The 15,895-nt window shown below is 40.5% G+C and carries 11 protein-coding genes; 2 read left to right on the top strand and 9 right to left on the bottom strand.

Annotated elements, in window-relative coordinates:
* The first annotated feature begins 315 nt into the window (after positions 1–315).
* On the top strand, positions 316–2,013 hold the full coding sequence (locus ACYQ2C_RS16190) for a PAS domain-containing sensor histidine kinase (RefSeq protein WP_460104142.1): 1,698 nt from the start codon (positions 316–318) through the stop codon (positions 2,011–2,013).
* On the opposite strand, the gene ACYQ2C_RS16185 is transcribed toward ACYQ2C_RS16190, so the two are convergent.
* Positions 2,010–5,060, bottom strand: coding sequence for a CheR family methyltransferase (locus tag ACYQ2C_RS16185; protein ID WP_460104140.1), 3,051 nt, complete (start codon positions 5,058–5,060; stop codon positions 2,010–2,012). The genes ACYQ2C_RS16190 and ACYQ2C_RS16185 overlap by 4 nt on opposite strands.
* Positions 5,061–5,337: 277 nt before the next feature.
* Positions 5,338–7,950: a sensor domain-containing protein gene (locus ACYQ2C_RS16180; protein ID WP_460104137.1), complete on the bottom strand. Its 2,613-nt coding sequence runs from the start codon at positions 7,948–7,950 to the stop codon at positions 5,338–5,340.
* 631 nt (positions 7,951–8,581) lie between these two features.
* Between ACYQ2C_RS16180 and ACYQ2C_RS16175 the strand changes: the two genes are divergently transcribed.
* A complete protein-coding gene (locus ACYQ2C_RS16175; RefSeq protein ID WP_460104136.1) occupies positions 8,582–9,091 on the top strand; it encodes a serine acetyltransferase in 510 nt (169 codons plus the stop codon).
* 671 nt (positions 9,092–9,762) lie between these two features.
* On the opposite strand, the gene ACYQ2C_RS16170 is transcribed toward ACYQ2C_RS16175, so the two are convergent.
* From ACYQ2C_RS16170 to ccmA, 7 genes are all read right to left on the bottom strand, one after another.
* On the bottom strand, positions 9,763–10,296 hold the full coding sequence (locus tag ACYQ2C_RS16170; protein WP_460104135.1) for a DsbE family thiol:disulfide interchange protein: 534 nt from the start codon (positions 10,294–10,296) through the stop codon (positions 9,763–9,765).
* A gap of 62 nt (positions 10,297–10,358) precedes the next feature.
* On the bottom strand, positions 10,359–12,374 hold the full coding sequence (locus ACYQ2C_RS16165; protein WP_460104133.1) for a heme lyase CcmF/NrfE family subunit: 2,016 nt from the start codon (positions 12,372–12,374) through the stop codon (positions 10,359–10,361).
* On the bottom strand, positions 12,364–12,828 hold the full coding sequence (ccmE, locus tag ACYQ2C_RS16160; RefSeq protein WP_460104132.1) for a cytochrome c maturation protein CcmE: 465 nt from the start codon (positions 12,826–12,828) through the stop codon (positions 12,364–12,366). The genes ACYQ2C_RS16165 and ccmE overlap by 11 nt, the downstream gene beginning before the upstream one ends.
* Positions 12,829–12,855: 27 nt before the next feature.
* Positions 12,856–13,083 (bottom strand): heme exporter protein CcmD, encoded by a 228-nt coding sequence (gene ccmD / locus ACYQ2C_RS16155; protein WP_460104131.1) that lies wholly within the window; start codon positions 13,081–13,083, stop codon positions 12,856–12,858.
* 76 nt (positions 13,084–13,159) lie between these two features.
* Positions 13,160–13,900: a heme ABC transporter permease gene (locus ACYQ2C_RS16150; protein WP_460052359.1), complete on the bottom strand. Its 741-nt coding sequence runs from the start codon at positions 13,898–13,900 to the stop codon at positions 13,160–13,162.
* 248 nt (positions 13,901–14,148) lie between these two features.
* Positions 14,149–14,871, bottom strand: coding sequence for a heme exporter protein CcmB (gene ccmB / locus ACYQ2C_RS16145; RefSeq protein ID WP_460104130.1), 723 nt, complete (start codon positions 14,869–14,871; stop codon positions 14,149–14,151).
* Complete coding sequence (ccmA, locus tag ACYQ2C_RS16140; protein WP_460104128.1) at positions 14,868–15,524, bottom strand: cytochrome c biogenesis heme-transporting ATPase CcmA; 657 nt, start codon at positions 15,522–15,524, stop codon at positions 14,868–14,870. The genes ccmB and ccmA overlap by 4 nt, the downstream gene beginning before the upstream one ends.
* Positions 15,525–15,895: the final 371 nt, after the last annotated feature.

Here is a 15,895-nt window from a genome sequence, read left to right as displayed (position 1 = left end):
ATTCTGTGTTAATAACTTTAAATTTTTTGTATCGCGTCACTGAAAATTGCTCAAAACGACTATATTTAACAGAATAACATCCGATCTTCTTGCAGCCTATAAGCGTTATTATCTTTTACTACTATAAGAACCTCTGATTAACTCATCGATAATTTAATCAGAGCGCAGAAATTGAAAATGTGATTTCCAATTTCTTCACAATTTCAATCACTTACCGTTCTTGAAATTGGCGACACATCCTTGTGTCACCGGAAACTCTGGGTTAATCAGAGTTTCCTATAAATTTTGAATTATCAGGTCTATTTGAGCATAACCATGAGTGATGAAGATCAAAGCGAATACTTAAAAAAAGAGCTGTACGAATTATTTGGTGGAAAAAAAGAGTTAATTCAACTGCTTGAACAAGGCTCAATGGACGGTATGTGGTATTGGGATATAGAAAAACCTGATAACGAATGGCTAAGCCCAAAATTTAAAGAAACATTTGGTTATAACGATTCAGAAATAAAAAATTCCCCCGAATGGTGGCAAGCTAATATTTTCCAAGAAGACCTAGACAAGGTTTTAGACAACTATCACAAGCACATCGCTGATCCAAACCACCCTTACGATCAAATCGTACGTTATAAACACAAAAATGGCGGAACCGTTTGGATTCGCTGCCGAGGATTTGCCAGCTTCAATGATAAAGGCGAGCCTATTCGTATGTTTGGCTCCCACTCAGATGTCACACCGTTAATGGAAGCAAGGCAAGAACTGGAAATATTGCACGAGAAGTTAAAACGCTCGGTTGAAGTCAATGAACTTGCTATACAAAATGCGCAAATCGGCATCTGGACTTGGGAATTAAATAAGAACAATTTAATTTGGAGCCCAGAAATGACGCTGATCCATGGTTTGGATCAGCAAGCTCCACCGGCAAAACTCGAAACTTGGAAAGAAATTATCCACAAAGACGATAGAGAAAAATTTCAAGAATTCTTTGATCGATTGATCGAAACCGATCACTTAAAAACCTCAACATTCAGAATTACCAATAGCGATAATAATAAAATAAAATTTATTAACCTTTCTGCGCGATTATTCAAAGATACTAGTGATGTCGCTTACCGAGTTTTAGGTACAGCCTTAGATGTCACCGATGAAAAAACTAAAGAGTCGCAACTACAAACTTCAAATCAAGAATTAGAAACCTTTGCTTATGTCGCATCGCACGATCTTAAATCACCATTGAGAGGTGTTAAACAGCTGACAAGTTGGATTGCGGAAGATATTAAAACCGAATTTGAAACACTCCCAGACTCCGTGGAAAAAAATATTGAGTTAATGAATGCGCGAATAAACCGCATGGAACAGCTACTCGACGACCTACTTGATTACTCAAGAGTCAATAAAAATCTAGAAGAAGAAATCACACAAATTAACTTAACAGACATCATTAAAAATATATTTGACTTAGTTAAAGGCAACAATTCGAAAGTCACACTAACCATTAATGGCCAATTGCCGATTGTCTATTCCATAAAAACGCCACTTGAGCAAGTGCTAAGAAATTTAATCGAAAACGCTATAAAGCATAATACGGTTAACACACCCACCGTATACATTGAATACAATAGTTCGAAATGGTTTCACGAATTCAAAATTATCGATAATGGTCCGGGAATACCAGAGCGTCACAAAGAACGTATTTTTAAAATGTTTCAAAAACTACAATCTAAAGACAAGGTTGAAGGCAGTGGAATGGGATTGACCTTGGCCAAAAAACTGGTTGAATCCGCAGGAGGAAAACTTAGTTTTGAGAATATCGGAGTATTAGAGACAAAACGAAAACCCGCACATGAACTGATAGTCAATGTCAATGCGTTAAACAGTGATAATAATTTATCTGTAAAACCAATCCCGCCCGAACAAAATTCAGACGAGACACCAGAAAAGACCGGGTGTATTTTTAAATTCACATGGCCTAAGAATCACTTGAGCCATTTTGATAGAAAATACGACAACAATTAGATTCCTATATCTTCCAATACATCCTGAAGTTTTTGGCGTTCTAATACGTAATCCATGCTGCGTTGTAATAATTGCCCCGAAAGATCATCTTTACTCAAAAAGTCGTATACCGCCGAATTTAAAAACTCTGAATCTAATCCTTGCTCGGCATAACTAGAAAGCACTATGACAGGGGTTTTTAAACCTTTAGACACCAGCGCATCAACAAACTCCTTCGCCGTGTGATTACTCAACAAATAATCAACAATACATACGTCGATATTATTAGATTCTATGGCCAATAAACCTTCTTCTATGTCTGATGCAACTGCAACCTGATGCCGACGACTGGGAATTTTTCGAAGTAATTTAACCACGGCCATTTGATCGACTTCGTCATCATCAATGACCAATATTTTTAAATCATTGTCGCCGCCAATGCGTTTATTTGGACGAGACGAACCTTTAAAATATTCACGTATTTTATGCTGGGTTTCGAGCAGAGATTTCTCCATAAATTTTTGTCGAGAAATATCGGTTAAGGTAATTAATACCCCGGATTTTTGGCGCTCAGATTCGGAATGATAAGACAAAATACGAATTAGAATATCTTTACCCAACTTACTGACAACGGTTTTTTCAATTTCTTGCCCGCCAGCGATAACATTTGCGACGTCAGCAAAAAAATTGTCGTAATTTAAGTCGTACGATAAATGATGGAACGGACGACCTAGATCGGTAACACGCAAATTAATGTATTGCGCAGAAAATGGCGTAAATCGACGAATAGCAAGCTGTTCGTCCAAAAAGATAATACCAACCTTGGTAGCATTTACTACACTATCCAAATCTTCATTGGCTTTAACCAGCTCAATAATTTTCTGCTGATATTCACTGTTAACAGTGTAAAGTTCTTCGTTTACCGACTGAAGCTCTTCATTGGTACTTTGAAGCTCCTCATTGGCAGACATCAACTCCTCATTAGCAGATTGCAGCTCTTCGTTGGTAGTTTCTAATTCTTCTACCGTTACCTGAAGATTTTCTTGCTTTTTGATAAGTTCGTTTTCAAGATCAAGAATACGTTGACGAGATTGCTCAAAAGCATCAAAGGAAATTTTTTTTGACTTAGGGGTTGGCTCTAATTCACCGCTAATAAACTGAACAATATAATAGCGAGGCGATGAACTGTACTCGCCCTCTTTCACCGTAAAAACGGATAAATCGACCGATATAGAGTTATCGCTGTCGGCATGCATCATGACATCTTTATAATATACATCGCCGTCGTTTCTTTCACACCGATACAGTGCGGTAGAAACCGCCACACTTAAATCATCAACAATAATATCTTTAATATTATTACTGATTTTACCCGGACGAATGCCCTTGGTGTATTCACTAACATCACCGTAAACGTGTATCGCTTCAAAACTGCTGTTTAAAACGATGCAATCAGGAGCATACTCCTCTACCAATCTTTCTAGGACAGAATTAAGTCCATTTTTTGCCCCAACTCGAACGGTTTTTAATATATTTGAAATCGGTGGCATTACTCGTGTTTCGGTACTGGGGTGATTAACGCCCAAATTCGGAGGAGTATTACCAATGGGGACGCGCATGTTACTGATTTTCATAAATGTACGTGCACGTTCATTGATAGGTTCGAAATGTGATTGCAAATCACCCAACGATTCTGACGAACCAAGAAACAAATAACCGTTTGGCTTTAACGCAAAATATAACGAGGCCAGCACTTTCTTTTGGGTAGAATGTTGAAAATAAATCAACACATTACGACAGCTCACCAAATCGATATTCGAAAACGGTGGGTCTTCAATCATGTTATGTACAGCAAAAATAACCATTTGCCGAAGCTTGGGGGAAACTACATAAGATGTATCTTCATGTTCAAAATATTTTTCTAATCGCTCAAGACTAATATCCTGAGTGATGTCGGCGGAATAAACACCAGAGCTTGCCTCTGCAATTGCCTCTTCATCAACATCGGTGGCAAAAATTTTTACTGTACAATTTAGGTTTTTGCGATTAATTTCTTCATCAATTAAAATAGCCAGTGAATAGGCTTCTTCACCGGTGGAACAACCAGCCACCCACAGTCGAATACCTTCCCGTTTGTTTTTATGACTTTCAACAACCTTTGGAATCACCTGTTGTATTAAATTTTTATAAGCATCGTCGTCGCGAAAGAACCGAGTCACGCCAATTAGTAATTCACGACTTAAAATTTGTAATTCTCTTGGCGAATCGATTAATAACCGAAGATAAGCGTCTAATGAAGTTAACTGATTAATACCCAGTCGCCTTTCTATTCGACGCGCAACCGTAGAAGCTTTATATTGAGAAAAATTAATAGAAGACTGACGACGTAACAACTTAAATATTTCATCAAGAGTGTCATCATTTGAGGATATGGGTAAACGCACGGCTGTGCCTTCACCGGAAATAGATGGATGACGAATAAATTTTAAGATGCTCTGCCCCATTTGCTGAGGTGGCAACGACATATCCGCAAGACCCGTATTACAAGCACTGATTGGCATACCATCAAACTTTGCAGAACCCGGCTCTTGGACAATAACCAAACCTCCGGACTCTTTGAGTGCTTTAATACCGCGGGTACCATCACTACCTGTACCCGACAAAATAATACCAATGGCTCGATCTTGCTGGTCTTCTGCTAAAGAGCGTAGAAATATATCGATTGGCATGTGCGGGTGTCCACCCGGCATCTGATCTGATAAAAGTAACTTACCTTCGGCGACCAACATATTCTTACGAGGTGGAATTAAGTAGATGCAGTTAGCTTCGACGGTTACGCCATCGGCAACTTGATAAATAGGCATAGAGGTATGCTTAGAGAGAAGCTCAGGCATCATACTTTTAAAATCAGGCGAAAGATGCTGAACAACAATAAACGCCGCATCTGTACCTTCAGGTAAATGACTAAAAAATTCAGCTAGCGCCTCTAAACCGCCGGCGGATGCGCCAATACCCACATAATAAGAAGGCTGCGCAAATGCACAGCTATTTTCAAATTGCTCGCTCATAGGTTATTTCACGGGATAATGTATAATTATGCGTCAAACTAACAGTTATTATTGAAGCATTATTAGCCGCTATACTAACTCAGATACATCATCGTGAATACCGGTCTACAATTTTTTAAAAATAATTATCGAAGCTCAACCACCAGTCAGCCAGTTATAAAAAATATATTTTTTGTTACATTTCTGAATTTTCACACAACATTATTTCTAAAAATTTAATATTTCCTATATTAATCAGCAATAGTTGTTTTTACTCAGAAAGTACTCAAATACATTTTTACAACAACCAATGTTCAATCAACTCTTGACTGGTAATGGGTTCAGAAAAATAGAAACCTTGCTGTAAAAAACATTCGTTATGTTCTAACCAATTTTTAATATTAAGTTGATCAACACCTTCCGCGACCACTCCAATTCCTAAGGCCTTCGCCAAAGATAAAATGGCCTTAACGATCTTGGCATCTTCTTCATCGTGTACAACGTCTTTTATAAAACTCTTATCGATCTTCACATAATCTAAAGGCATTGTACGCAGGTGAGAGAGCGAGGAATATCCGGTACCGAAATCGTCTAACGCAATCGTAAAACCGGCTTGAGACAGATCGAATAGAACTCGGCTTGCCTGTTCAGGATCGTCAATTAAAGCCGTCTCCGTTACTTCCAGTGTAAAAACATTACTGTTAAATTTATATTTATCACATAACGCCATTAACACGGTAACAAGGTCTGAATTTCTTAATTGTTTTGCTGATATGTTTATGGATATTTTAATATTATCAACGGCGAGAGATTTTGAGATCCAAAGAGATAATTCATAAAACACAGCTTCAAACAACCACCGTGAAAACTCATCAATCAGTCCGGAATCTTCGATAATTCGAATGAAGACATCTGGCGAAATAGGCTCTACACCTTTTAATGACCAACGCGCCAGTGCTTCTACGCCTACTATTTTATTTGAGAGCACATCTATTTGAGGTTGATACAAAACTTTAAAGTCTCCCGTAGGATTTTCTTTTAAGCTTTGTTTTAAATACAATAACGTCGCTGCATCCTTATCCAGTTCTGCGGTATAAAATCGAAATTGATTTCTACCAGCATTCTTAGCTTTATACAAAGCAGCATCTGCCTGACGCACCAACGTAACTACGTTTACATTAGCACTGTCACCAACGGCAATACCAATACTACAAGTTACATAGATTGTTCTATCACCCAAAATGAACGGGGATTTAAAGGTAGAAATTAGTTTTTCTGCGGTAGAATTGATGGATTGAGGATTGTGTAGATTGGTAAGAATTACCGTAAACTCATCTCCCCCCAAACGCGATATAGTATCGACTCGTCGTAATGAACTGGTCAAGCGTTTCGCCACTTCTTTTAAAAGCCGATCTCCTGTTTCGTGTCCGAAAGTGTCGTTAATTGATTTAAACTTATCTAAATCAATAAAAAAAAGACCAACCATGCCATAACGGTGTATTCCTTGAATTGCGACCTCAAGTCGATCATGAAAAAAGCTTCGATTAACTAAACCTGTTAACTGATCTCGTTCGGCAATATCTTTTAGTTTTTTCTCTTTGCGCAAATTGTCAGTGATGTCTTGGGCGCTGAGAATTACACCGCTAACCTCTCCGTATTCTGAAATTAAGCATCGGGCATCTATACGTGCCCAAATGATCGTGCCTAGGGGAGACTGCAACCGAAGATTACAGGTATAACTACCACTATTGCTTAACTCACTTCTCAATTTATTAAGAGCTTCTCGAACATCGTCTGGATGAATTGCATTAATCCACCCCAATTGAACGCTTTCTTCGGGTGATAAATGAGACAATTCACACCAAAAATCATTAACATAAGAGCACTCCCAGCGACTGTTCAATTGAATTAATCCCACCGGAGCAAGATTGGTCAGTGCCTTTTGATGCAAGTAGCGTACTTCATATTCGGAATTTGCGAGGGCTAATGCGTTGACCTTTCTCATGGCCAGGCCTCTTACAATGTGGAGCCCTGTGCAAAATTGAAAACTTCTTACCTCGACCTCCACTTTAGAACCGTCATAAGCGACAATATTGGCGCGCTGAAATCCATGGAAACTCGAACTCAACTGACTCAACAACTGAAGATCCTTTTCATTACGAAGAAAAGATTCCTCTCTCTGTTCAAAAAAAGACCCAATAAATGTATCAATGTTTTTATTAACTAGCGTTGATTTGCTAGCACCTAAAAGGTCTACTGCTGGAGTGTTAACAAATAATATTTTGTCATTTCGGTCATACGCTACAATACAATCGAACAATAAATCACAAAACGTCTCCAGTTGCGGCAGGACCGCTCCCCAAGAATTTTGTTCTAAAAAACGATTCCCAACATCTGTACTTAAAGCGTTAAGGAAAGCCCTCAGGGCAAGAAAAAGCCGAGTCAATGCTTGATTATTATTAAGCTCCACCATTTTTTTAGGCGCAGACATAACAAAAATCAATCGTATGGTGCCTTTATTTAACAGAGGTAAAAACGTGTAACTATCGTAGAGGATTTTATTTTCTGGAAAATTTAGACCTTCACATTCATTTGATAATAACGAAATGCATTTAGAGCGACGCATTCGGTCTAAAAAAATTGTATTTATTGTAAAGTCATTTTTTTTATTAAAAACTTTTTTAAAAATACCATTCTCTATTACAGAGGAACCCACCAGGGACATTTTATTGATGTCTGCATTGCTTTGAATATCTGTGCAATCCCATACAAACGCATATTCAGATTCAAAAATAAAACTAATCTGTAAAAGCACATTTAATATTACTGAATCAGATTCAGTTCTCGCAAATGAATCTTTTGAGCCCCAAATACCGGCAATCCCGGACAACACTTTATTAGCCTTAGTCATATCCGGCGCAGCCCTAAATCGTTGCATAAATTAAAACATCGACACTTAGAAGGTATAGTCAAAATAGCAGACGACGTCAAAAAAAATACCCGTTTAACTGCCGGTCATTCAAGCCGGGAGTTTAAGAATGATTTTAGAAGTATCAAAAAATAATAATTTATAATTGTCTAAAGCTCTGAAAATTCACGCATCGTAACGAGTCTGCTCAGGTCTTTAGGTAAACATGCTCACCGGATGTTTTTTAATATTCAATCTAATTATTTGAACAAAACCATACCTGCAACACTTTTACCCTGAGAACGTAAGCACAAAAGTGCTTTAAAAATCTAAAATGAAATGAACAACATTGTCTTTTATAGGTCTTTCGGTGAACCAAAGGATTTGATACAGCCCGATTAATAGTATTTTAACCGGTGCTGTTTGGTTAGATTTGGAGTGAAATATTAGACGACTTGTTATTTTAATATTCAAGACCGCGCAGGTTAATCGTTTTTCTTACTTGAATACCAGTTTAAATTAGCGTGAGCTACTCGTTATTATTAACAAGGTATTTTTGTTAGCTTTCGATTATGAAACTCACTATGTTAGACTCTATCCATGCTGTGGAGCTGTAGGACAAATGGATTCAAAAGTGAAGAATGATGTAGATTGGCAGACGCCAATATGGGATCGAGAAAAACCCAGACGTTTTTGGGATCCCAGTCGCAAATTGCTTTTATCAATAAGGGATTATCAAAAGCTCAAAATGAAAGGCGATGCTCTGTCGACTCTTTTCATGAAGCTTTGCGTACTTCGTCACCGATTTTGGACCGTGGTTACTGGTGCAGAAATAGATCTTAATTGCCAAATTGGTGGTGGTCTATTAATGCCGCACCCGAACGGCATTGTGATTCATCCACATGCGGTTATTGGTGCGAATTGTTTGATTTTTCAACAAGTCACCTTGGCAGGAAAGGTAGAGCTTGGATATCACGTAGATGTAGGCGCGGGCGCAAAAATTCTTGGGCCGCTAAAGATTGGTGATAATGTCAGAGTAGGTGCAAATTCTGTTGTCACAAAACCAGTTGCATCAAATCAAACTGTCGTTGGCATACCTGCAATGCCAGTGGTACGGTGTAAAAAAAACGCCGTGAACCTCTAAATCATAAAGCCTAAACTCCCCCTTAATTCTTCAAATACGTGACTATCACCAAGTAGCTCACGTAATAACAAAACCGAGTAGACGATTCCTCGCTATTTCTATTAAGTCAAACCCAAAGGCTTCCCGGAATGTTATCGCAAACATACCTTAGGAACCTTTAATTCAATTATCGCTCTCCAAGTCTAGTGCAGAAAATGGCAATGAGCCTTCCAATATCATTGGAGTTTCTGGGGTTTATTATCATTCAAATTGACGACGGGTATTTTGGGGTTGCAGGCAAAACCTGGATTTCAAATAATCAAAAATTCTTAGGTATTTAACGGGACTACTCACGCAAAGGTCACACGCAAAGGTCACACGCAAAGGTCACACGCAAAGGTCACACGCAAAGGTCTCGTATAAAGGTATTGGATGTCGAATTATGCTTATTCTCTACCTTGAATAATTTTTATTAGAATTATTCACCTACATCAATTACCCAACACTGGATATGCGTTCTAACATTTTATTTTGTACGGGATAAAATTATAGAAACTGGTTAATTTAAGTATTTCTAATAAAAAAAGAATTAAATTGGTAGGAATAAAAAGATAATGAAATAGTACATAAAACAAGAGCCACAGATGTGTGGCTCTTGTTTTGTGCTTCTCAAAATAAGTCGCTAAAAGAAATTATAAAGAGGAATAAATAGGCGCGATTTTACTTTGCCAAATGTCCTTGGTAACAACACCAATGTGCTTATAACGGATGAACCCTTCTGAATCAACGACATAGGTCTCCGGAGCACCGAATACTCCCAAATCCAAACCCAGCCTACCCTCATCATCAACAATGTTCATAGAATAAGGATTGCCAAGCCTAGCAAGCCATCGCTTGGCTTCTTCGGTGTCGTCTTTGTAGTTCATGCCGTAAATATTCACACCCTGTTCCGCAAGCTCTACCAAGTAGGGGTGCTCTTGACGGCAGGCAACACACCAAGTAGCCCAAACATTCAACAAATAAGGTTTACCCTTCAAGTCATTTTGAGTGATGTTACTTTCAGGGTTTTCTAGATTTGCCAATGAAAAATTAGGAACCGGTTTATCGATCAGAGCGCTTGGCATCTCTGTGGGATCAAGAGATAAGCCGCGATAAAAAAATACCGCCAGTACCAAAAATACCGCCAAAGGTATAAAGAGTTTTAATCTGCCCAAAATATTACCCATCCACCACTGCCGCGTGTAAGAAATCGACAGTGGACTGATTGAACCATTACGTTTAATTTGCCTTAGACTTTTGCTCCGGCGAGATCAGTATCGACTTGATCCGCACTTGAGCTTTGTACCGTCTCGACCGCTGGATTTTTGCGTTTTACATGAGCACGGTAGCGCTTATCGGCAATTGCCATAAAACCACCTAGGGCCATGAAAACCGAACCAAGCCATATCCAGGCGACAAAAGGTTTAAAGTAAACTCGCATTGCCCAAGAACCACCAGTTAGAGGCTCGCCCAGCGCAATATAAATATCTCGGAATAAATTCGAGTTTATTGAAGCTTCGGTCATGCTAGGGCCGCCCGAAAAATAGTTACGCTTTTCAGGCATAAGTATCTCAAGCACCTTACCATCTGAGCTCACTTCAATTTTGCCGCGCTGGGCCGTATAGTTTGGCCCAGGTACCTGTTCAACACCGTAGAACAGGAACTCGTAACCACCAGCCTCAACCGTAGCGCCGGGGTCCATTCGCACATCTTTTTGTTCGCTGTAAATGGTATTAAGAGTGACGCCAAGAACCGTTACCGCAACGCCTAAATGCGCAAATACCATTCCGTAAAAGCTCAGAGTCAGACGTCGCAAACCCGCGACAAAACTGCTCGCATTGCGTGTTTTATGAATCACTTCAGCCACAGTGGTTGCGATAATCCAAATACCTAAAATCGCCGCAATAGCAGCCGATATTGAGTAAGAATCGCCATACACGGCCGGAAAGATTAAGCCCAAAATAACGCTAATGGTTAAAGGCTTGAACAGAAGATTTTGAATGTATTTGAGCGGAGATTTTTTCCAGCTCGCCAAAGGACCAATACCCAGCAACACGCAAACAATGGCCATTAGAGGCACAAATAACGCATTAAAATATGGAGGCCCAACCGATACTCGCCCCCACCCCAACGCATCGGCAATCAAAGGATACAAAGTACCCAGCAGCACGGTAGCCGACATCACCACAAACAAAACGTTGTTGCCAAGTAAAAGCGTTTCTCGTGACAACACGTCAAAACGACTGATACTTTTCACTTGCGGAGCTCTAAAAGCGTACAGCAATAAAGATCCACCAACGGCGAAAAGTAAGAAAATTAATATAAAGGTTCCCCGTGCCGGATCTGTAGCGAATGCATGAACGGAGGTAATTACTCCAGAGCGAACCAAGAAGGTACCCAGCAAGCTTAAAGAAAAGGCAAATATCGCTAATAAAATCGTCCAGCTTTTAAACACGCCACGCTTTTCGGTTACGGCTAGAGAATGGATTAAGGCAGTTCCAACCAGCCACGGCATCAGTGATGCGTTTTCGACGGGGTCCCAGAACCACCAACCACCCCAGCCAAGTTCGTAATAAGCCCACCAGCTCCCTAGGGCGATACCTAAGGTTAAAAAAGACCAAGCCACCGTTGTCCAAGGACGAGACCAGCGTGCCCACGCGCTATCTAATCGGCCGCCAATTAGTGCGGCAATTGCGAAGGCAAAGGCTACAGAGAATCCTACGTATCCCATGTAAAGCATGGGCGGATGGAAGATGAAACCAGGATCTTGTAAAAGCGGGTTCAAATCCGACCCTTCTGCGGGTTGATCAGGCAACAGACGATCAAACGGATTTGACGTTAATAGAGTAAAAAGTAAAAAACCAACCGCAATCATGCCCATTACCGATAAAACGCGGGAGAGCATTTCTAACGGCAGATTACGACTAAAGAGAGTGATCGCAAACGTCCAAGCTGACAACATCCAAGCCCATAGCAGTAATGATCCTTCATGACCACCCCATACTGCGCAAAGCTTGTAATAGATCGGCAGCAAGCTGTTGGAGTTTTGGCTAACGTACGCAACCGAAAAGTCATCTTGACCGAAGGCTATTGCCAAACAAATAAAGGCTATCGTGCAGAACACAAAGAAACCTGTCGCAAGCGAACGCGAAGACTGCATTAATAAGGTTTGGCCGGTAAAACTACCAACGAGCGGCGCTATAGAAAGAAAAATACACAAAAATAACGCCAAAATAAGGCTAAAGTGACCGATCTCAGGAATCATAAGGAATTACCTCACAAGTCTTTTGATGATCTACACCGTCACCGGCCATATCCGCAACTTCTGGTGGCGTATAATTTTCATCATGTTTGGCCAACACTTGAGAAGCTTTAAAAATACCATCTTTTGTGACTTCGCCACTCACTACAGCCGCTTCACCTTCGGCAAACAAGTCAGGCAAGATTCCGCTGTACAAAACCTTAACCTGTGAGTTTCCGTCGGTAATGGCGAATTCGACTTCTAAGCCAGCATCAGACCGAACCACCGAACCTGGAAGCACACATCCGCCAGCACGAATATGTTTATTGACGGGAGCTTCCCCCGATACAATTTTAGAAGGTGGATAGAACAGGTTAATGTTTTCGCGCAAAGCAAAAACAATTAAGCCAATTGCAATCGAAGCAAAAGCGACGATGAATAACACCAAGTACAGACGTTGTTTTCTTACAGCATGCATGATTGAATCACTTTAGAACGGATAGATTTACCAACTTTGCTTAGCTTCCGTCACTGATGCAGGAGCATCAGAATTCTCGGATTGAGCAACTTGTTCCTGACGTTTATAGCTTTTCAAAAGCTTTTTCTGTGTTCGAATGGGCGCGATTAACAAATAACCAATAGCGATAAAGGTTACTAGATAACACACCCAAACGTAGGGTCCATGCCCCGCCATATTAAAAAATTCTGATAGATTGTCGAATTGAAATTGCATTAACTAACCTATTAATTGTTATTTTCCCTAACATCTACGGTAATAACCGCAGATTTACCGCTTCTCAAATCTAAACTTAAGAAGCTAGGGCAAGATCCTTTACCCACTTCGCTTTACGTTCTTTTTGTAGGATTTCAGTGCGTGTTTTTAGAATCAACGCAGTTGCATACAATACGTAAAAACCAATAACCATGATCAACAAAGGATATTTCATTGAAGGATCAATGGTGCTTGCTTCGGTAAACTTAATCGTTGCTGGTTGATGCAGGGTGTACCACCAATCAACCGACTTGTAGATGATCGGAATGTTTACGGTGCCGACCAACGCCAAAATAGCGCTGGCCTTGTTCGCTGCATCTTCACTTTCAAAAGCATTTTGTAGAGCCATTACTCCCAAATACAAAAAAAACAGAATCAACATTGATGTGATTCGAGCGTCCCAAACCCACCAGGTTCCCCAAGTTGGCTTTCCCCAAACTGCTCCTGTGAACAAAGACACAAAGGTCAGGATTGCGCCTATAGGTGCAGCAGCACGCAGTACCACAAACGACACTTTCATGCGCCAAATCATACCTATGGCACCACTGATTGCCATGATGTAATAACCGGCTAGAGCCAAGAAAGCCGCAGGTACATGAATATAAATAATACGATAACTATTACCTTGCTTGGCATCGGCAGGAGCAAAACCTAAACCCCAAATCGAGCCCACAGCCAATAGAATTAAGGCGATTGAAATTAGCCAAGGCAGCCATGCCGTACTTTTTTCGTAGAACCATCTGGGAGATCCCAATTGATGAAACCATGTCCAAGCCATTTTTCTATCCTCAAGCGCGCCGAAAGCACGTTAACCACACATTTCCTAAGATTTTACACAGGGACTCTATAATCGAGTAGATTCAAGGTACACATACCTTATGACTTTAAGCGCTGTCGATATAGGTATTTCACCGATTTACACTCTGAATAAAAATGAAACACGGCAATTTTTACCGAACTTTACGCCCCTTTACGGTAAGAATCAGCAATAGAGATTCATTGTAAGGCTATTTGCTCGACATTCCTCTAACCGTTAACACCAACCCGCAATGCACCCGCCGTTGCAAAAGGCGCTAACATTAAACCAAACGCTAAGAAAGCACCCAAAACCGCAACTTGGCTGGAAATACCAATACCCTCAATAGCACTGCTCACAGAGCTAGCACCAAAGATAAGAACCGGCGCATACAGAGGCATAACAATTAGAGACAACAGTAAACCGCCTTTACGAAGTCCCACCGTCAAAGCTGCGCCAATTGAGCCAATCAAACTCAATGTTGCCGTTCCTAAAAACAACGATAACAACAATGCTCCATAACCTTCCGCAGGTAGTGAAAGCATGACACCGAGTACAGGTGCGAGCAGTGTCAGAGGCAAACCTGTAACCAACCAATGCACAACAACTTTGGCAAGCACCGTCAAATAGAGAGGATTGGGTGACAGCATAATTTGCTCAAGCGTGCCGTCTTCAAAATCTGACCGAAACAACCCATCAAGCGATAAAAGTGTCGCCAACAAAGCCACAACCCAAATCATCCCAGGAGCCAAAACCGCCAGCATTTTGGGGTCTGGTGTAATGCCTAGAGGCACCATGGTGATCACAATCAGAAAGAAGATAAGAGGGTTAAACAACTCGCCCTGATTGCGATAAGCAAGTGTAATGTCTCTTTGGAACGTCGCCAAAAAACCGGCCCAAAACGACACGTCTTGAACAACTCCTTTAGACTGCTGAGTATTCACCGTGGTCATTGAGCCGCCTCGCAGGCCATAGTCGTTTGCGTACGATAATCGCGTAAGTCAATTTTTCTTAACCCTTCAAACGCCATATCTTGATGAGTTGTTAAAATCACGATTCCGCCGGCCAGTGCGCGCTTTTCGATAAGCGCCTCCAACGCGGTCACGCCTTTCTTGTCAATCGCTGTGAAAGGCTCATCTAAAATCCATAAAGGTGAAGGATCAAAATAAAGTCGCGCCAACGCTACTCGACGTTGCTGACCAGCTGACAGCTGAAAACAAGCAACATCTTCATAACCGGCTAAGCCAACAGCTGCCAGAGCGTTCATTAAGTTTTCTTTAGAAACAACACCAGCGGCTCTTTGATACCAAAGCAGATTTTCGAGAGGTGTAAGAGACTTTTTAACACCTGGAGCATGGCCCAGAAACAGTAAATTAGAAAGGAACTCGAACTTGGCTTGAGAAAAAGGCTGTTCGTTAAAAAGGATATCGCCCGAGTAATCGCTGGATAGAGTCGTCAAAACACGTAACAGTGTGGTTTTGCCAGAACCATTTGGTCCTTCGATCTGAATTACCTCCCCGGCCGAAAAAACGGCATTTAATCCGGAAAAAAGTATCCGATCGTCCCTCTCACATTGGATGTTATGTAGCTCCAACTTTAGCCCCATGACTTCCTCGTCTCACAAATCCCAAATATCATTTTTGTTATATAAGTGCAGGTATTAAGCAAATACTAAATTATGGCGCCGATTATACGCATAAAACAAAAATTTTTAAGCATCAAATAGCCACCAAACTAAAGATTATAATACTCGTTCCAAAATTCGTTAAACTAAATGAGAATAATTAGCCTATTTTTAAAGATCAATCCCATTGAAATTTTAGCGTACCGCGACTTTACTGGGTAATAAACAGCTACTAAACAACTGCTAAATTAGACAAGAAATTAGTCATCAATAAAGTAGAGGAAACTCTGATTAACCTAGAGTTTCTCGCGACACAAGGATGTGTCGCCAATTTCAAGAACGGTAAGTGATTG

The sequence above is a fragment of the Sessilibacter sp. MAH3 genome, from assembly GCF_054658275.1.
This window is presented reverse-complemented; position numbering and strand designations above follow the sequence as displayed.

Bases quoted from the DNA above. Each gene is read 5' to 3' on its own strand.
- ACYQ2C_RS16190 (WP_460104142.1), top strand. From the start codon at position 316: ATGAGTGATGAAGATCAAAGCGAATACTTAAAAAAAGAGCTGTACGAA.
- ACYQ2C_RS16185 (WP_460104140.1), bottom strand. From the start codon at position 5,060: ATGAGCGAGCAATTTGAAAATAGCTGTGCATTTGCGCAGCCTTCTTAT.
- ACYQ2C_RS16180 (WP_460104137.1), bottom strand. From the start codon at position 7,950: ATGACTAAGGCTAATAAAGTGTTGTCCGGGATTGCCGGTATTTGGGGC.
- ACYQ2C_RS16170 (WP_460104135.1), bottom strand. From the start codon at position 10,296: ATGGGTAATATTTTGGGCAGATTAAAACTCTTTATACCTTTGGCGGTA.
- ACYQ2C_RS16165 (WP_460104133.1), bottom strand. From the start codon at position 12,374: ATGATTCCTGAGATCGGTCACTTTAGCCTTATTTTGGCGTTATTTTTG.
- ccmE (WP_460104132.1), bottom strand. From the start codon at position 12,828: ATGCATGCTGTAAGAAAACAACGTCTGTACTTGGTGTTATTCATCGTC.
- ccmD (WP_460104131.1), bottom strand. From the start codon at position 13,083: ATGCAATTTCAATTCGACAATCTATCAGAATTTTTTAATATGGCGGGG.
- ACYQ2C_RS16150 (WP_460052359.1), bottom strand. From the start codon at position 13,900: ATGGCTTGGACATGGTTTCATCAATTGGGATCTCCCAGATGGTTCTAC.
- ccmB (WP_460104130.1), bottom strand. From the start codon at position 14,871: ATGACCACGGTGAATACTCAGCAGTCTAAAGGAGTTGTTCAAGACGTG.
- ccmA (WP_460104128.1), bottom strand. From the start codon at position 15,524: ATGGGGCTAAAGTTGGAGCTACATAACATCCAATGTGAGAGGGACGAT.